This window comes from Microcoleus sp. B13-B6, from assembly GCF_036705405.1.
GTDB lineage: Bacteria > Cyanobacteriota > Cyanobacteriia > Cyanobacteriales > Microcoleaceae > Microcoleus.
The window spans coordinates 1-19,652 of record NZ_JAUBUJ010000132.1; the positions used below are offsets into that span (position 1 = coordinate 1).

Sequence of the window (19,652 nt, forward strand, 5' to 3'; positions counted from 1 at the left end):
TCTATCGGGCAACCACGGGGAGTAGGGGTCGGATTGCCCCTACAATAATTATGAGAATGATTTAGGATTGCTATAGAGCGATCGCCAATTTAATCCTACAATACTTTACATAAGTCCGCTGAATCTAAAATCCATCTCTATATCAAGTAGCAAATATTGAATAGCTGTATGCTGCAATACCCCAATCTGCGCCACCCGATCGCAATTAGTTTAGGTGCGGTTGCCGGCGCTTTGAGCCGGTATTATATCACCTTGTGGTTTGCCAATCGTTTCGGGACGGCTTTTCCCTACGGAACTTTTTTTATTAACATCACGGGTTGCTTGGCTATGGGATTTTTTATCACCCTCGCTTTTGAACGAGTGCCGACTATTCCGTCGGAAGTACGGTTAATGGTAGCAACGGGCTTTTTGGGAGCTTATACTACTTTTTCAACTTACGGTTTAGAGACGAATGTCTTGTGGCGCGATCGATCTTACAGCATCGCCGCTTTTTACTGGGCCGGCAGTGCCATACTAGGAGTAATTGCAGTTCAGTTAGGTGTGATTATAGCACGAATTGGCAAATAGATAAAATCGGTTTTTTCCAAATAATACCAGTTTAAGAAATAAATGCAACTGTAGGCAAACTCTCCACCCATACTGGAGCATCTCAATGAAAGCAGCCCAGCTAGAAATGGGAGTTTTGAGGTTGTGAGGCAGGAGTTTTGAGGCAGGAGGCAGGAGGAAAGAGGCATAAGGAAGGAGCTAGAAGAAGTATTTTTACCAATATGAGATGCTCCCACCCATATAGCATCAGTCACTCGATTTGATCTCAGGATTGTGGACAATACCTACTAAGTTTTTTGATCTCATATCATGTCCGATCGATTAACGCTAATATCCCGGTCGGGGCGGGTTTTTGAGATTGTCAATTATTGGCAGGTATTGTTGGGAAACCCGCCCCTACAAAAATCGATCTCGCTCGACTGGACATGATATCACACACCCTTAACCTAATACAGGGAGAGAATCGTGTTTGGCGGCTGAGGGGCTAAAGTCTTCAAGCTGTTTCCCTATCTTGTTTTCAGTTTACTCTTTCTCGGTTAAACTCACGTTTAATAAATAATGCTTATGGCCCTCCGATATCGCTGTTCTCAAAAGAACGGTTGAGGATTTAAACAGTGTTTGGTGCGTTTATGCTCGTACATGAGTTTGTCAGCCTTGGCCAGCAATTGCTCTAATAAAACTTCATTGTTTAAATCCCCAAACTCCACACCCAGGCTTATTGATATATAAGCTCGCTCAGACTTTTGATTAAAGCGATCTATATTTTCTTGCAGCCGAGCATGGAAATTAGTAGATGAATCTCCCGAAAAGTTAGGAATAAATAAAGCAAATTCATCTCCTCCCAGTCGAGCCACAATATCCGCCTCACGAAAGGTTTGCTTTAATATTTGAGCTGCGTCAACGATTACTCTGTCTCCCATTTCGTGTCCGAAAGTGTCATTAATCTTTTTCAAACCATCTAAGTCAGCGAATAAAATAAAATAGGATGTTTGTGTGCGTCGAGCAATTTTTAGTTGTTGATCGGCTAGTAAAAAGAAGCCTCGTCGGTTATATAATCCAGTTAATTGATCGGTCACGGATAGCTGCCTTACTTCTGCTTCTGCCCTCAGACGTTCTTGGATTTCGTGTTCTAAACGTTTATTTTGTTCGAGCAGTTGTTGGCGTTGCTGTTGGATGAGTAATTGATTTTTTACTCGCATCAGCACTTCCTGCTCTTGAAAGGGTTTGGTAATATAGTCTACACCACCCAGTTCAAAGGCTCGTACCTTGTTTTCTAGTCGTTCGAGCGCACTGATAAAAATAACCGGTATCTGAGCAGTCGCTTCCGATGCTTTTAACTTTTGGCAGACTTCGTACCCATTCATCTCCGGCATATTGATGTCAAGTAAAATTAGACTCGGTGGGTCGCGATGAACACCTTGGAGTGCCATTCTGCCGTTGAGCGCTTTACGCACAATATAGCCCTGTGACTCTAGAATTTTGGCTAACAGGCGCAAATTGTCTGGGGTATCATCCACGATGAGAATATTCGTTTGGGCGGCAAGTTTGAATAAAGCTGTCATGGTCTTTTTCCTAAATCTGGGTGAGAGTTGCGATCGCTTCAAGCTGAAAGTTATCGACCAGAGATGTCATCGCCTCGATGAAATCTTGTTTCTCCTTGGGAATTTGAGCGATAAGTTCATAAAGCTTATTATCACTAAGATCGAGTGCTGCTTCATGAACTTCTGCAATCCACTTGGTGGGCATGGTTTTTACGTCGGGAGTAAATATCTTTGGTGGCGAAGCTGATGAGTCTGGTGAATTTTTTTCGGCGTAGCAGTAGCGGACGCCCAAGTGATGAGCTATTTTGTCGAAAAGTGTGCCTTCAGTAAACGGCTTGGCAATGTAGTCATCGCAACCGACTTGCAGGCTGGCGATGCGATCGTCTTCAAAAGCATAGGCAGTGAGGGCAATGATGCGTGTCATTTGCTCTCTCGTGTCTGCTGATGACTCATGACTCATGACTAATGACTCTTGTGCTCGAATCTGTCTCGTCGCTTCATAACCATCCATGACAGGCATTTGAATGTCCATCAAAATCAGGTCAGGGTGCCATGTTTGCCAACGATCGATCGCCTCTACCCCATTTTCCACCGCACACACATCAAACCCAACTGACTCCAGCAGCGTCACCAGCAGTTGCCGATTTTCTGGAACGTCTTCTACTACTAGAATTCGGTAGATAGGTTGCCCAGGTTCGATCCCGATAATCCGATCGCTAATTTCAGGTTCCTCTAAATCAAGGGATTCTGGTAGTTCCAAAACGACTTGGCAGGTAAAAGTCGATCCTCGATCCAGGGTGCTTCGCACGGTGATATCGCCTCCCATCAGACGCGCAAACTCACGACTGATAGACAGTCCTAAACCTGTTCCTCGATCGTGACGATCGCGATTGCTTTGCCTGAAGGCGTCAAAAATTGATTCTAAATCTGAGGGAGAAATGCCAGATCCGGTATCCTCAACTTCGAGAGACAGGGTAATAGTGGGTTTAATATCGGATGGATTAGTGGGGCGATCGCAATTTGTACCGCATGGCATATCATCAGATGAAAAAGCTCGTCCCCGCAGGGCTATGCTTCCTGTTGTTGTAAATTTGAGCGCGTTCCCAAGCAGATTAATCAAGATTTGGCGAAGTTTTGCTTGATCGCCACAGACATAACGGGGGACAGTAGCATCCCACTCGCTGCTAAGATGTAACCCTTTCTCACCCGCTTTGAGAGTGAACATCTCGTTAATAGAACCCAGCAGTCGATGCAGATTAAAACAGCTTGTACTCAGTACCAATTGCCCTGCTTCAATCCTAGACATTTGCAAAACATCGTCGATCAATGTCAGCAGGTGTTCTCCACTACGGGTAATGATGCCTAAATGCTCTTGAAATTCTTCTGGGATATGGGGGCTGCGGTTCATAAGCTGGGTAAATCCCAGAATGGCGTTGAGTGGCGTTCTGAGCTCGTGGCTCATGTTGGCAAGGAACTGGCTTTTGGCACGGTTGGCGATGGCGGCCCTTTCTGCAGCGTGTTCTAGGGCAGCTTGCGAAAATTCTAACACCGCCAGCATGAGGATATGTCTCATTTCGGCAGCAGCTTCTAACTCTGCAATCTGCCACGGATAAGACATCTCCCGCACTGTCTCTTGCCACAGTTCAAAGGATTTGCGGGGACACAGGTGCATTTTTCCAATTTCGTCGATCGACACAGCATCCTGTGGATTACCTGCCCAGTTTACTGTTTGAATTTGCTCTGGTCGGAACCAAAGGATGTGGTATGACTTTTGTTTGGCGTAGCATAGCAAGATTGAGATTGCTAAAACACCGCTAGCTCGATCTTTGAATTGCTTCGCTTGGGGATAAAACTGAGACAAAGAAGCTGTTGCAAACACTCGTTCTTTGTTCTGTTGCAGCAACCACTGCACGAGTTCGTCAACCTCAGCTTCAGATGGTGTTTTACCTACCAATGTCAGACGACCATCGAGCAGAATTGCAGCTCCATGAGCATGAACTAAATCTAGCAATTGAGAAGCATTTTCGGTCAATACCTGTGCGATAAAATTAGAATCTCGCCGGAATGCCTGCTGAAGTTGATCCTGAATAGTTTTCGCCTGCGATCGGTAAACGTTCAATTCTCGCTCTTGCTGATGCACCAGTTCGATCGAGGCAAATTGTCCTAAAAATTCACAGGTTTTACGAGTTTCGTAATCTACCAATCGCGGGCTGTAATGGTGACAGGCAATTAATCCCCAGAGGCGCCGATCGTCAATTAACGAAATCGTCAGTGTCCCAGCCACTCCCATATTCTGCAAATATTCAATGTGGTAGGGAGATACTCCCCTTAACACACAAGCACTTAGATCCTGGGGTGTATTGGTTAGGGGATGGTTGGTGGGAATTAGGCGGGCGGGGGTGTAATTAATATTGGGAATTTGGCGCACCCAATTGCTGTAAAATAATTGGCGGGCGGGTACGGGAATATCGATCGCCGGGTAATGCAATCCCAGGTAGCTTTCTAGATAGCTTTCTTTCTCTTCAGCAATCACCACCCCATGATCATCGGCTTCAAAGCGATAGACCATCACGCGATCGAACCCGGTCATGGCTTTCACTTCTCTAGCAATGGTTTGAGCTAAATCCGAAAGACCGATCGCACTGCGAAAGTTCAGGATAACTGTTTGCAGACGATCGTAAAAATCGATTGAATGATTATTTTCAATAGTCAATTGGGGTTCGATCTCCAGAATCAACTCATCTGGTAGCTGATGCAGTGTGCTTCTATATGTTTGAATCGAGCCGTCTTTGAGAGGGATTTTTAGATCGAAACCCTTATGAATGTTTAGTTGTTCTTGAGTTAAATACCTAACAATTTCTTGTACTCGATCGTGACCCAATAACTCTGGCAATGGCTGACCTAGCAATTCTTCGGCAGAAATGCCCAAAAACTGTTCTACATTTTCACTGACTTGTAAAATATTGAGGCTGTTTCGTTGCATCAATAAAACGATTCCGTGTGGCTGAATATGACCGGGAGCATACACGGATTCTTCACTGCATTCCTCTAAAATTTTTAAATTTAAAGGAGTGAATTGGAAAATTTTGGGATTTTTCTGAGGCATTTTAGAGCAGTAATTATCAATAAAAATTAAGGACAGTTTTTTCAGGATTTACCAATAATTAAATTTAATTCTTGTTAGCTGTTCCTAATTCCCTAGTCCTAATCAAACGTTTAACTGCACAACAGCTTATAAATCAATACGGTTCAGTTAAGCCCGATCCCCCCTAGCCCCCCTTCTTAAGGGGGGGACAAGAACTTACTCAAAGTCAACCCCTACTCCCCAACAATCAGGGGGATTTAGGGGGATCTCCGGGGAATAAACAGTTTTAACTGCACAACAGCTTATAACTCCAATGGAGAAATTCCTATTTGGAAATTACCTTGAATTAGATTAAGGATTTTCTCAAATTGATACTGGTTGGCGAGTTCCGTCACATAACTACCCAATTGAGCGAGGTCAGAGGAAAGTTGAGCTACCAGTTCAACGATCGCCACATCATCCCCACATAAAGCAGCATCTTGCAACTCAACCACCCATTCTTTTGGTAATGTCGCCAGAAGCGTTGGATCGAGGGAATCTGAAAGCCCAGAGGCAACAGAACAGAAGTAAGAAGGAAAACAATCTGTTCCCCGTTCCCCGTTTTCTGTTTCCTCTTCCAGATATACATATTCTAAACCTAGGTATTCCGCCATCTTAAGAAATAGGGTTTGTTCCCGGAAGGGCTTGCTGATGTAGTCGTTGCAGCCAGCAGCCAAGGCTAGGGTGCGATCGCTCTGGGAAGCCTGGGCCGTAAGTGCAATAATGGTACTGTTCTGTCCGTCTTCCATTGCCCGAATTTGCTTCGTAGCCTCGTATCCATCTAACACGGGCATCCGAATGTCCATCCAGGTTAGGTCGGGTTGCCATTCTTGCCAAATCTGCACCCCTTCCTGTCCGTTGGTAGCTTCTTTTACCTCTAATCCTAATTGTGTCAGTAATCTGACCATTAGCAAGCGATTTTCTGCTTGATCGTCAACCACCAAAATGCGACGATCCGGTTGACCGGGAGCCAGCCCAATCACGAGGCGATTATTCTCTTCGGGCGTAACATTAACTCCACTGATGGGGCTGACGGGAAGGGTAAAAGTGAAGGTACTCCCCTCTCCCAGAGTGCTGGTGACAGAAATTTCTCCGCCCATGAGTTCCAACAATTTGCGGCTAATGGTTAGACCTAGCCCAGTACCGCCGGTCAATAGCTTCCCAGCTTGGGCTTGCACAAACGCATCGAAGATGGTATTGAGTTCGATCGGTGCAATCCCTACACCTGTGTCAGCGACTACAAACTGGAGAATCGGCCGAGTTGTGGCTAATTCCCCTGTACCGTTCGCCTCAATGCTGACTTGCAAAGTAATGGTTCCCTGATGGGTAAATTTGATAGCATTACTCAGCAGATTGAGCAAAACCTGACGCAGTTTTTGAGCATCGACAAGCATAAATTGGGGGACTTCTGGCGCAATCTCGAAACAAAGGTCAAGTCCTTTAGAACTTGCTCGTTCCGCCAACATATTTCGGAGGGAATGCAGTAGCGCAATTAAGTCCAATCCGCTTTCTTCAACGGTGAAGTGTCCCGATTCAATTTTGGAAAGATCCAACACATCGTTAATCAAACTCAAGAGGTGATCCCCACTCCGCCGAATTGTTTGCAGGTCTTCTTTTTGGTTTGGAGTTAGAGAGGGGTCATGGGTCATTACCTGAGCAAATCCTAGAATCACGTTGAGGGGAGTGCGTAATTCGTGGCTCATATTGGCTAGGAAGGTACTTTTTGCCAAGTTCGCTTCTTCTGCGACTTCCATTGCGTGCTGCAGTGTCAGTTCTTTTTGTTTGCGATCGCTAATATCTTGCCCAATGCCCAAAAAATGCCCGCTAGAAAGCCGCACGTTTGCCCAAGATGTCTCTAACTGCTGTCCGGTGGCAGTCAGTGTTGTGAAATCCTTCCACTTCCCGGTTGCCGATAGCATATGTTCTAAGACATTTTGGCAATAAACCGGGTCAGGATAACACTCAGCTAAGATATTTTTTTGCTGCCAATCTTCTAGCGGCCAACCTAAAATGTTTTCAAATTCCGGGTTGAGCAATTCGATTTGACCTTGCCTGTCAAATAAAGCAATCATCACTGGGATATTATCGACGATTGTTTGAAACATCTCTTTCTGATAGCGCAGAGCTTCCTCTGCCTGTTGTCGAGCTGTAATATCTCGCAGAAAGGTAGTAAAAATAATTTCACCGTTGATCTCGATCTTGGCAATGGAAGCCTCTGCCGGAAACTCTGAGCCATCTTTGCGTCGTCCAAAAATGGCTCCTCGCTCTGCCATTTGCCTTGCAGAGCCTCCCTTATGGGCATAGTGGCTGATGTGCTGATGGTGAGCATCGGCAAAGCGCGAGGGCATCAACATCGCCAGGGGTTTCCCTAAAATTTCCTCAGCCGCGTAACCAAAAATTTGTTCAGCTCCCTTGTTAAACAAAGTGATTTGCTGATTGGTATTGATCGAAATGATCGCATCGCTGGCAATTTCTAAAATTCCGGCAAATCGCGCTTGAGAGATTTTTAACTCGATTTCGGATTGTTGGCGATCGGCTTCGTTGCGTTTACGCTCGCTAATATCCCGGCAGATACAGAAGTTCATCATCTCATCTTCTAATTCCACTCGGTTCCAGCTAATTTCCACGTCATACACGGAACCATCCTTGCGGCGATGTCGCGTCTCAAACAGCGGAATAACCTCATCTCTCTGGAGTATAAGTTGTAGTTCTTCCTTCGTCCATTCAGCATCCCAATCAAACACACTCAGATTTAGGGTTTCTTCTAGGGTGTAGCCCAGCATTTGAGCAAAACTGCAGCTAGCTTCGACAACTTTTCCCACGCGATCCATGACAACAACACCGTCCAGTGAAGTGTTGAAGAAGGTTTTACTCCGCAAGAGTTCCTTTTCTAGTGCAAGTTCGGCTTTTTTGCGATCGCTAATATCTTTCATGAAGCAGTAATGCCCCAAAAATTGATGCTGTTCGTCGTAAGTTGAAATCATCACCAATTGCTTATAAAAAACAGAACCGTCTTTACGGACTCCTTTCGTTTCAACTTCTACTCTGCCCTCTTGCACCATCAGCCAATAGGCCGCAACCAGTTTTTTCAACTCATCGGGATGTACGGTTTTTTCCCAAGACATCCCCACCATTTCTTCTGGCTGATAGCCTGTCACGTCAGAATATGCTTTATTGGCATAGAGGTAACGCCCTTGTACATCCAGTTTGGAAATGCCGGACAGCGCATTTTTCATCACTTCACTCAGTTCTCTAAGCTCTGCTTCTGCTTGTTTGCGAGCGGTGATATCTTCTGAAAAACAAAGTAGGTACTGGGACTGATGCTGTTCATCGTCAATGGGAATCTCCACCGTATGCAGCCAACGTTTTCCCAGACTATGACTGTCAATGACTTCCTCGATAATATCCTCAGTCTTACCTTTTTCAAAAACTTCTCTATCCTTTTGGTCAAAAAAGATAGCCTGTTCTGTTGGGAACAAATCATAGCCAGTTTTGCCGATCGCTTGTTCGGCTGAAATGCCAAATAACCGTTCGCTGGTTTTATTCCAAAACTGAAATACACCAAATTGTTTAGGCTGTGCCTCCTTAACAAAAACCGCAACCGGTAAATTATCCAGAAGTGCTTGTAAGAAATTGCGCGTTTTTTGGATTTCCAGCTCTACTTTTTTGCGCGAGCTTATATCAATAAACGTAACTACAACTTGTGTGATTTGACCGTTTTGCTCGAACTCCGGGTAGGCATTAACTAATACCCAAACACAACTATCAATTTCTTTTTTAATTCCTAAAACATGATTTTTGAGGGAACTTCCAGTGGATAAAACCTGATTCACGGGATATTCCTCTAGGGGCATCACGCTGCCATCTTCCCGCACCAAATGCAATGCCGGATCGCTCACGGTTTTTCCCAGCATTTGATCCATTGAAAACCCTAGTAATTCAGCGGCCGTTTCATTACATAATTGGACGCTGGTATCTGTCGCATGAATCACAAAACCCGCATTTAAGTTATCGATCAATTGCCGATATCTGGCTTCGCTGACCTGTAAAGCAACTTCAGCTTGCTTGCGCTCCGTAATGTCGGTGTGAGAGCCAGTCATCCGAATTACGTTACCTGCATCATCCCAAAGCGCCTGACCGCGATCCAAAATCCATTTGTAGGAACCATCTTTGCAGCGAAGGCGATGTTCTGTGATATAAAAAGGAGTTTTCTTGGCAAAATGATCTTGAATGACTTGCATCACCCATCCCAAATCATCGGGATGTACCAGATTCGCCCATTCGTCTAGCATGTTTTGGATTTCATGGTCTTCATAGCCCAGCATTTCCTTCCAACGACTAGAAAAGAAGACCTCATTGGTTTGAACATTCCAATCCCAAATGCCGTCATTATTCCCGCGTACAGAAAGTTCCCAGCGTTCTTCACTTTCACGTAGTGCTGCTTCTGCTTGTTTGCGGTCAGCAATATTCCTGCCAATCTTTGAGGCTCCAATTATATTCCCTGCTTGGTCTTTAATGGGGGAGACACTCATCGAGATATCGATTAATGTTCCATCTTTCCTCAGTCTCTTTGTATCGTAGTGTTTGATGCGTTCTCCTCGCTGGATTTTGGTGATAATTTCGTTTTCCTCATCTCGATAGTCTGCTGGAATCAGTTTTCTCCCTGATTGCCCTACTATTTCGGCGGCTGTATAGCCAAAAATTGTTTCGGCTCCTACATTCCAACTTGTAACTACACCCTCTAAATCTTTGCTGATAATGGCATCTTCCGAAGATTCAACGATCGCAGCTAGTCGAGCGATCGCAATTTCTGCCTGTTGTCGCTGGTGAATTTCCCATTGCAACTGGCGATTTACTTTTTTGAATTGATTGACTTCGCGAACACTAACTTGTGCGAGATACACGACCAACATCAGCAGCCAAATTAAAATTAAGCCCCCAATTAACACAACTTGCGGCAAATAAAAATTCTCCCTTTCTACTAAATCTAAAGTGGGAGAAACATCTATTCGCCACTCGGCCCTATACGCTTTCATTACCACTGTTTTATGCTGTGAATATTGAGATGCCAGCTCTTGACCGTAGATCAAATTCGGGCCATCATATATAGCCACATTGTACCCAGGGGACACTTTTAAAATACTCTCAAATAGATTTTTAAACTGAAAAACTCCGACAATAAACCCATCAAACCGCTCCCCTACAAATAAAGGAAAACTTGCTAGAAATCCTTGACCCCCTTGAACGAGTGAAACATTGCGAGTTAACATAGGTTGACGCAAATCACGAGCCACTTGCAAAGTGATTTGGCGACGCCGTTCCCGATTAAGATCTAGGTTTTGCACTGCCTCATTCCCCGCCAGTGGCACAACCCATCGCACTTTAAATGATGGATCGACTAATTCGATCGCCTGATAACCGTAGAAATCCTTTACATAAGCCTCAGCATCGGCTTCCCAAAGAGCCTTTGGTGTACCGCCATTGGCTTCCCAGCGATTCGCCATTTGCCGAAGTGTCAGCATCCGAGTTGATAATTCTTCGCTCAGTTGTAACTGAATCGCATTGGCTTCCTGCTGAATTAACTGCTCAATGTGAATTTGTCCGTTGAGGGTTAGCTGTTGCCACGTAAATAAAACAGCAAGAGAACCCACCACACCAAGCAGAAGAGGTAGCAATCGTTTAAGTGGTCTTTGCCATAAGGTTATCATCAGGTTGAGTCGAGTGATAGCCATAAATTAAGCGCTCTCTGAATAGAGCTGCCTTCAAGTTGGTGGGCGATAATTTCAATTTAATTATACAACACAGCAAAGTTTTGAGCGTGAAAACCCGTTAACGCTAGGACAATCTCTAAACTTTATCAGCCCTAAATAAAACTGTTAAATTATACCGATAAAGAATGTTGTTCCTTGATCCCTAGATGTCTAACTAAATTTAGAGAGGGCGATAAGCTAGATATGTTCAGATTGTAAATAGGTATTGTTTGCCAACAGTGGCGACAAAACCAGTAGATTTGATGCTCGCGAACGTGACGGAGCATTTGATTCGAGCAGCAGGGGCAGTGTGTCATAAATACCTATTTTTTAACTAAGGGGTATTTCACTATCGTTGCAAAGTGCTGTAAGCTCGCTTGCAGCAACCATAACAAGACCCTAGAGAAAAAAAATAAAGATTTGGTAAAGAAGATAAAATGGTTAAGGAAAAGATACAAGTTTAAACATTCCGTAATGCAATTAAGATTGCAGAGAATTTTTATCCCACAATACCCACCTTGTAATGTCCCATCTAGTTTGTTATAATTCTACCCTATTCAGATGCAGCTTTTGATCCCCATTCCTACATAAAACGGTTTTCCTGTTCCCTGTTCCTTGATTTGATATGAGGGTCTCAATCCCCGCCCTACACATTGGCAGTTGGAACAGAAACCATAGCTGGAGCGAGGGGATTCACTATCACTGCTGGCAGATGATGTTGACAGTTTTAATTAACTGTTGACTATAGCAAGGTAATAAGTTGTCAAACCAATTCTTCCCCAAAACTTCTTGGTGTGTATAGCAATCCTTGCAGGAGTCGTAAATTTTTTACCCCACCCCAACCCTCCCCTTGAACCAGGGGAGGGAGTAAAAAATTCACAAATGATTTAGGATTGCTATAGCAATCCTAAATGATTCGTGTAATTCTTGTAGGGGCAAAACCCACGCCCGGTTGCCCCGCCTTGACTGGGGTAGGCACAGGGGCACTACCCCTACATATTTTTACAAATGATTTAGGATTGCTATATATAACCCGTGACGCGGAAGAAGAAAGGATTTACGTAGTTAACATTTTGGGATTGATCGAGTGCGATGACGATCAACTGCACGTTATCCAATCGCGATCGCCAGCTTCGTTATTGATGATAGCCGATCGCACGGGCAAAGCAATTAGGTTATCGGCTCAGCTTTGCCATTTTATCTTAATCCGCGCCATTTTGAAGCAGGAGCTTGAGAAATCAAAAAAGGGTGGCTGGGGCTGTTTTGGGTTTCTTTAGATACTGCTGTAGGGTTAATTGGGGCTGGCTATGGGATTTTCCCTTCATTACCTTTGACGAGGTGCAAAAACGGATACCACCCCCCGACTCTTGTGGTGGAGAGCTCAAAATTGTAGAAGAAAGTTCAACCTCCCAGATTCATCTGTGGAGTAAATCTCAAATCTCAAATCCTCCGACTCAGCGCTTACACCCAAGTCTCAAATCTCAAATCGACTAACTTTCACAGAAGCGCGATCGCATTTGACAGCCAGATTCCGCTCTTTTACGCTTGGGTGATGGGGAGTGACGCCATCGCAGCCCTGATTTTTGAGAGGCAAGTTCGATCGCATCTGCATCTTAACCCTGATGTTGGCAGTGATTTTTTCTTCACTGTTTGCCCCATTGGTATTGTTCGGAAATGGGCAGGGGGGATTGCTAGGAATGACTTTATGGGGTATAGGTATGGGAGCCCAGGAATCGATTTTGAAAGCAGCCGTAGCTGGAGTCGTGCCTGCCGACAAAAAAGGTTCCGCCTATGCGATATTTAACACAGGCTATGGCCGATCATGATTTCTGGGCAGTTGGGCGATGATAATTTTGTACCATAGCTCAATTATTTGGCTGGTTATATTTTCAGTTGCGCTCCAACTCGCTGCTTTTCGAGTCTTGTTGCTGGTGAAAAAGCGATCGTCTGTCACAGAAAATTGACTGAATACTCGCCAGTCATACCATTTTCGATTTTCGATTTTTGATTTTCGATTGAGAATGACTGATTGCATCATGGTTTGGGGCTTACCTGCCGTTGCATTATTTTACGAAACTGGTATTAATTAGCAGTTATCCGTTGTCAGTTTCCCAGAGTTTTTAACTAATGACTACTGACTGCGGACTACTGACTGCGGACTACTGACTGCGGACTACTGACTACTGACTACTGACTGCGGACTACTAACTACTGACTACTGACTACTAACTACTAACTACTGACTACTGACTACTAACTACTAACTACTAACTACTGACTACTGACTACTAACTACTGACTACTGACTACTGACTGCGGACTACTGACTACTGACCACTGACTACTGACTACTGACCACTGACTACTGACCACTGACTACTAACTACTGACTACTGACTACTGACTACTGACTACTGACTACTGACTGCGGACTACTGACTACTGACTACTGACTAAATTTAAACAACAAGCGAGGAGGTTTAGTTGTGGTAGTTAAAACAGCAACAGAGTGCCTGATTACCTTAGAAGGCGTTAGCAAAGCTTACTCGCAGCCCAACGGTCAAACAATCTCTATTTTAGAGCCAATTAATTTAGATTTGCGATCGGGCGAAATAGTAGCTTTGCTCGGCCCTTCCGGTTCGGGAAAATCAACATTAATGCGAATGATTGCCGGACTTATCCCGCCCACCGCCGGTCAAGTTCTATACCACAATCGTCCTTTAGTCGGCTTAAATCCTGGATTGGCAATTGTATTTCAAAACTTTGCCCTTTATCCCTGGTTGACGGTACTAGAAAATGTAGAATTAGGCTTAAAAGCTAAAGGAGAATTGCCCGAACCGCGCAGGCAAAAAGCCTTGCGGATGATTGACATTATCGGTTTAGACGGATTTGAAAATGCTTATCCGAAAGAACTTTCCGGCGGGATGCGGCAGCGGGTGGGATTTGCTAGAGCTTTGGCGGTAGAACCCGAATTGCTTTGCATGGATGAACCGTTTTCAGCTTTAGACGTGCTGACAGCAGAAAACTTGCGGTTTGAGTTATTAGATTTGTGGCTGGAAAAGAAGATTCCTACTAAAGCGGTGTTAATCGTAACTCACGGGATTGAGGAAGCGGTAATTTTAGCCGATCGCGTTATAGTCTTGGGTCGCAACCCGGGGCGAATTCGCGCCGAGTTAACGGTGACTTTGCCGCACTACCGCGATCGTAAAACTCCCGAATTCCAAGCTCTCGTAGACCAAGTTTACAAAATTCTCACCAATCCTGACTTGAGCGACGAAACAGTAACAGCACCTGCTGAAAGTGCCGCTACTGTGTCTCAACCTCAACCCGCTCAAAGCGCTAAATACCAATCTCTGCCGCAGGTGCGAATCGGTGCGATCGCAGGTCTGTTGGAACTCTTGGAAGACCGCAAGGAGCAGGATCTCTACCGCCTCGGTCAAGAATTAATGTTAGAGGTTGACGACATTTTGCCGATCGTGGAAGCAGCAAAATTAATGGAATTTCTGGTAATTCAAGAAGGCGACCTCCTGTTAACACCAGTTGGCATTCAGTTCATTGCCGGCGGAATTGACCAGCGCAAACAAATTGTTCGCACCCAAATTCTCAGCAATATTCGCCTCGTACAGCAAATGTATCGAATGCTTCAGGCTAAGCGCAATCACCGCATTTCTGAAGAGTTGATTTTGGATATTCTCGAAGCCCACTTTAGTCCCAAAGAAGCAATGCGGCAATTGCAAACTGCTATTGACTGGGGTCGCTATGCAGAGTTATACAGTTATGATGAGCCCGGGGGCGAAATGTTCTTAGAATCGGAATATAAAGCTGAGTATTTATTTGCTATTTGTTATTTTTTATTGGTTAGTTGTTGCTTGTTACTTGTTGCTTGTTAGTCGTTATTTGTTGGTATCTTAGTCTTGTTTGTTGGTATCTTAGTCTTAGTCTTGTTCCCAGGCTCTGCCTGGGAATACATACCCGGAGGCTCTGCCTCCAATAAGCAATAACTAATAAGCAATAACCAATAACCAATAAACAATAACCAATAATCAATAACCAATGCGCGATACCCATGCCCCATGCCCGATGCCCGATGCCCCATTCCCAATAAGTAATTATTATGACAAGACCCTTAACACCGGCCAATAAAACTTTAGAAAGGTCAGCTTGGACTTGGCAAGACGGTTTGCTGATTCTAGCCATCTTCTCTCTAATTTTGGTAATTGTCCAAACAGCTTCTCAATTCAGCAGTGACTACAACCCTAATTTCAAAATTGAGACTACCCTAAATGTCTTGCCAGCCTATACAGCCCAGAGTCTCTTACGCATGGTAGCAGCCTATTTTTTATCGCTGCTGTTTACCCTAGTTTATGCTTATTCTGCTTACCGCTTTCCCCTAGCCGCCAAAATTTTAATTCCCTTGTTAGACATTTTGCAGTCGATTCCAGTTTTATCTTTTTTGCCGGGAGTGGTTTTAGCGCTAGTTACTTTATTTCCCGGTCAAAGAATCGGCGTAGAACTCGCATCGATTATCTTAATATTTACGGGGATGACTTGGAATATGACTTTTAGTTTCTATCAGTCGCTTTCCGCGATTCCGCGAGAACTTAAGGAAGCTGCTCAAGTTTATCGGCTCAATGCTTGGCAGCCGTTCTGGACGTTAGAATTGCCCGCTGGTGCGATCGGACTGGTGTGGAACAGCGTCATGTCAGTGGCGGGCGGCTGGTTCTTTTTGATTGCGATCGAATCTTTTACCTTGGGGGAGAAAAACTTTAATTTGCCCGGACTCGGTTCCTATTTGGGCAAGGCAGCCAATGAAGGTAATTTTGGAGCGATCGGCTGGGGTTTAGCAGTATTAATTGGTGTGATTATAGCCATAGAGTTTTTCGTGTGGCAGCCTTTGATTGCTTGGGTAGAAAAGTTTAAATATCAATCCGTGGAAGCTACCAATGTACCGCAATCAAATGTGTTAGATTTTTTAAGACGATCGGCGACGCTGCGGGTTTTTAAGTCGCGTCTATCGCCGATCGGCGATAGTTTCGATATCGGTTTGGTAAGAGCTTTTCCACCTGCTAATTTACCAACAAATCCCCGACAAAAAAGCCGCATCCGAAATTGGATAAATTGGATATTTGTTAGTGGGTTTGCCGTCATTGTGCTTTGGGGAACTTGGGAAGCAGTGCTGCTGCTGCGGTTGTTGAGTTTGTCTGACTGGCAAAAAGTCATAGGAGGTGCATTTTTCACAGCTTTGCGAGTCATTTGCGCGCTATTTTTATCGCTGTTGTGGACAGTGCCGGTCGGAGTGGCGATCGGTCGAAATCCACGTTTAGCTCAAATTTTGCAGCCATTAGTACAAATAGCAGCTTCTGTACCGGCAACCGCTTTATTTCCCGTATTGCTACTAGCTTTAATTCACGCTGGAGGCGGCTTGCAAATTGGTTCTGTGGCGCTGATGATGTTGGGGACAATGTGGTATTTGCTGTTTAACGTTATTGCCGGCGCTCAATCGATACCTTCCGAGTTGTTTGAAGCGGCACAAGTTTACAAACTCTCCCTAATCCAGCGCTGGCAGACTTTGATTTTACCGGGAATTTTCCCATACTTGAGCACAGGAATTATTACCGCCGTTGGCGGTGCTTGGAATGCAAGTATTGTCAGCGAGTACGTGCAGTTTAAAGGTCAAATTGTTACTACAGAGGGTTTGGGAGAAACTATTTCTCAGGCTACGGCATCTGGGAATTTTCCTTTGCTGTTGGCTGCTACTTCTGTGATGTCGTTGTTGGTTGTATTGACTAACCGTTTGGTGTGGCGGCCACTTTACCGTTTGGCACAAGAAAAATATCAATTGTTGGTTTAAGTAAATCAATATAAAAAACCCCATACCAAAAAAAACGGTTGCGAGAATACATCTTGGTTTGGTGGTGAAGCCTCCACTAAGAAACTGGGTTGCTAACCCCGCCGGTATAAATCGTATAACTGCAACCAGTGGCGTCAATAGGCTCTAAACTGGATTCAGGAAGGCGCGCAGCACAGGTTTAGGAGGGTCATCAATGACAGAAAAAAGTTATCAATCGTCTTCTCTACCCACCTACGCGCGAAAGGAACTGCGGGAATTAGTTCGATCGCAGTTAAGGGCCCTGTTGGAAGAAGGAGACTTTAAAGGAGCAAAAGCGATTTTGCACCCGGTGCAGGAAGCAGACATAGCTGAAGCTATCGAAGGCCTGCCAGAAACCATGCAAGTAATAGCTTTCCGCTTGCTTTCCAAAGACGAAGCAATCGCAGTCTACGAATATCTCGACTCCAGCGTTCAGCAGTCCCTCTGCGAAAAATTTAAACGCCAAGAAGTCATTGACATTGTAGATAAAATGTCCCCGGACGATCGAGCTAAACTGTTTGACGAACTGCCGGCAATATTAGTCCGTCGCCTGTTGGGTGAATTGAGCCCGACGGAACGGGAAGCTACGGCTCAACTTTTGGGTTACGAAGCCAGTACCGCCGGTCGGATTATGACCCCGGAATACATTTCTCTGAAAGAAAGCTTTACCGTCGCCCAAGCTTTAGACCGAATTCGCTCTTTGGCTAAAACTACCGAAACAATTTATTCTCTTTACGTCACCGACGCCGGACGCAGCTTGACAGGTATTTTATCTCTGCGGGATTTAGTCACTTCCCCCCTCGACAAAACTGTCGGCGAAATTATGACCCGCGAGGTAGTTTCTGTTCAAACTGACACGGATCAAGAAGAAGTAGCTAGGCTGATCCAGCGTTACGATTTTTTAGCTGTGCCCGTTGTAGACCGCGAACAGCGTCTGGTCGGCATCATTACAGTTGACGACGCGATCGACATTTTAGAACAAGAAGCAGCCAAAGATATTTATACCTTGGGTGGCGTCCAGTCCGGCGGCGACAATTATTTTCAGACCGATTTAATCACTGTTGCCCGGAAAAGGGTCGTGTGGCTGTTTGTTCTGCTTTTAACTAATACTGTCACCGGCGCAATTATTCGAGCTCAAGAAGATATTTTGCACCAAGTAGTCGCCCTAGCAGCCTTTATTCCGTTGCTGACTGGCACTGGAGGCAATGTCGGAGCTCAGTCCTCAACTGTTGTAATTCGCGGTTTGAACACTGACGAAATTACAGCAATGGGCCCGTTTCAAGTAATTGTTCGGGAGGGGATGGCAGGAGCGCTGCTAGGAGCTATATTGGGGACTGTAGCCACGGGCTGGGCTTACACTCTGCAAGGGAGTTTAGCAGTGGCACTCGCGGTGGGAGTGAGTTTGTTTGCGATCGCAATTTTAGCTTCTATTGCCGGTTCAGCTCTGCCGTTTCTATTTCGTTCTTTGGGTTTAGACCCCGCTTTAATGTCTGCTCCTTTTATTACCACCGCAGTTGATGTCCTTGGGGTCTTGATTTATTTCACTTTAGCTCGACTAATTTTGCAGATTTAATATATTTAAGTAGATTGGCATCAATAAAAAAACCATAGTAATTTTAAATTCGGTGATGTACAGCCTCCCAATGACTGATGACCAATGACCAATGCCCAATTCCCAATTCCCAATTCCCAATTAAGCTATGTCATCATCCAATTCACCAACCAAAATCCAAAATCCCAAGTCGAGCAATTGGTTAGAAACTGCTGAAGTGGTTTTTATTGCTGCCTCTGCTGTGGGATTGGCTGCTAGTTTGGTTTGGGGGCAGAGCGTTTATGCTCAAGTGCCTGTAGTGATTTCGTTGGTGTTGAATTTTGTGAACCGACAGAAGCTGCACAGGCAAGTTAAAGCAAGTACGGCTGCCACGTTCGATCGCGTAAATCAACAAGCAGCTACTACCGAGCGGGCGATCGAGGAATTGCAAATTGCTGTAAAGGCTTTAGACGAAGCACTTGCTCAAACATCTCGCGAAAACCTCAATGTTGCGCCTGGAGAAAACGTACACTCTCTAATTTCAGCCATTGAGAACCTGCGCCAGCGACTAATAATTTTAGAAAAAACTATTAAAATGATTCAAAGCGAGATCGAACTAACCAGCCGCCAATTCAAACAGCGGCCGGAGTTGCAACAAGTCGAAACTTTGACAACAATAATTCTCGACTTGCAGCAGTTTATCAACGAACTGCCACAGTGGGGGAATTTGCAGCAGCGGCAGCTAACAGAACTTCAGCAAAAAGTAGACAATGCTTTGGCTGAACTCTCAGAAGAAATTGCTGTGATTCCCAACCGCGTACAAGAGGCGCTAGCTAGTCGCGGTGGGGAAATTAACCCACAGTTGGGTTCTGGTTTGAATGGCGAGCAAAAGAATGGTTATCGACCTAAAACCCAGAATGAGAAAATTCGTCAGAAATATCCCAGAGCTTATGTCAAGTGGAGTCAGGATGAAGACGAAAATTTGAAGAAAGAATATGCGAGCGGTCAACAAATTGACGAATTAGCTCAGAGATTTCAGCGACAGCCTAGTGCCATTCGTTCGCGCTTACACAAGTTAGGATTAATCGAATAATGGTAATATCATTTCCGGTTACACCGGAATGAGGTTGACTGTTGACGGTTGACTGTTCACTGTTCGCTGTCAACAGTCAACAGTTAACTCGAATTTACTATTCCGATGCTAACGGATTTGATAAGTAGTTAAGCAAAATTAATTACATAATTATCTCCAAATTCTTTAAGAATTATTTCGACAGATGAAACAAGAGAT

General features: G+C 44.7%; 11 protein-coding genes. 6 read left to right on the forward strand and 5 right to left on the reverse strand.

What is annotated here, in order from left to right; translation table 11 throughout:
• Nucleotides 1-168 precede the first annotated feature (168 nt).
• Nucleotides 169-567 carry a fluoride efflux transporter CrcB gene (gene crcB, locus QUB35_RS35150; RefSeq protein ID WP_333147087.1) on the forward strand — a complete coding sequence of 133 codons (399 nt, stop codon included), beginning with the start codon at nt 169-171 and terminating at the stop codon, nt 565-567.
• Between the two features lie 566 nt (nt 568-1,133).
• Here the strand turns inward: crcB and QUB35_RS35155 are convergent.
• The 3 genes from QUB35_RS35155 to QUB35_RS35165 form a co-directional block, all read right to left on the reverse strand.
• A complete protein-coding gene (locus QUB35_RS35155) occupies nt 1,134-2,108 on the reverse strand; it encodes a diguanylate cyclase (RefSeq protein WP_333107148.1) in 975 nt (324 codons plus the stop codon).
• 10 nt (nt 2,109-2,118) lie between these two features.
• Complete coding sequence (locus tag QUB35_RS35160) at nt 2,119-5,193, reverse strand: response regulator (protein WP_333147090.1); 3,075 nt, start codon at nt 5,191-5,193, stop codon at nt 2,119-2,121.
• Between the two features lie 281 nt (nt 5,194-5,474).
• Entirely contained in the window at nt 5,475-10,943 is a 5,469-nt protein-coding gene (locus QUB35_RS35165; RefSeq protein WP_333147092.1) for a PAS domain S-box protein, read from the reverse strand.
• A 929-nt stretch (nt 10,944-11,872) separates the two neighbouring features.
• On the opposite strand from QUB35_RS35165, the gene QUB35_RS35170 reads away from it, so the two are divergent.
• The gene (locus QUB35_RS35170; protein WP_333147094.1) at nt 11,873-12,238 is read left to right on the forward strand and encodes a hypothetical protein; all 366 of its coding nucleotides are present in this window, start codon (nt 11,873-11,875) and stop codon (nt 12,236-12,238) included.
• A gap of 197 nt (nt 12,239-12,435) precedes the next feature.
• Here the strand turns inward: QUB35_RS35170 and QUB35_RS35175 are convergent, their stop codons facing one another.
• A complete protein-coding gene (locus QUB35_RS35175; protein ID WP_333147096.1) occupies nt 12,436-12,738 on the reverse strand; it encodes a hypothetical protein in 303 nt (100 codons plus the stop codon).
• 33 nt (nt 12,739-12,771) lie between these two features.
• Nucleotides 12,772-12,999, reverse strand: coding sequence for a hypothetical protein (locus QUB35_RS35180; RefSeq protein ID WP_333147098.1), 228 nt, complete (start codon nt 12,997-12,999; stop codon nt 12,772-12,774).
• 448 nt (nt 13,000-13,447) lie between these two features.
• On the opposite strand from QUB35_RS35180, the gene QUB35_RS35185 reads away from it, so the two are divergent.
• From QUB35_RS35185 to QUB35_RS35200, 4 genes are all read left to right on the forward strand, one after another.
• Nucleotides 13,448-14,851, forward strand: a complete 1,404-nt coding sequence (locus tag QUB35_RS35185) for a nitrate/sulfonate/bicarbonate ABC transporter ATP-binding protein (RefSeq protein WP_333147100.1) — start codon at nt 13,448-13,450, stop codon at nt 14,849-14,851.
• A gap of 224 nt (nt 14,852-15,075) precedes the next feature.
• Nucleotides 15,076-16,812 (forward strand): ABC transporter permease subunit, encoded by a 1,737-nt coding sequence (locus tag QUB35_RS35190; protein WP_333147102.1) that lies wholly within the window; start codon nt 15,076-15,078, stop codon nt 16,810-16,812.
• Nucleotides 16,813-17,005: 193 nt separating this feature from the next.
• On the forward strand, nt 17,006-18,403 hold the full coding sequence (gene mgtE, locus QUB35_RS35195; protein WP_333102113.1) for a magnesium transporter: 1,398 nt from the start codon (nt 17,006-17,008) through the stop codon (nt 18,401-18,403).
• Nucleotides 18,404-18,530: 127 nt separating this feature from the next.
• Complete coding sequence (locus QUB35_RS35200; protein WP_333147105.1) at nt 18,531-19,454, forward strand: hypothetical protein; 924 nt, start codon at nt 18,531-18,533, stop codon at nt 19,452-19,454.
• Nucleotides 19,455-19,652: the final 198 nt, after the last annotated feature.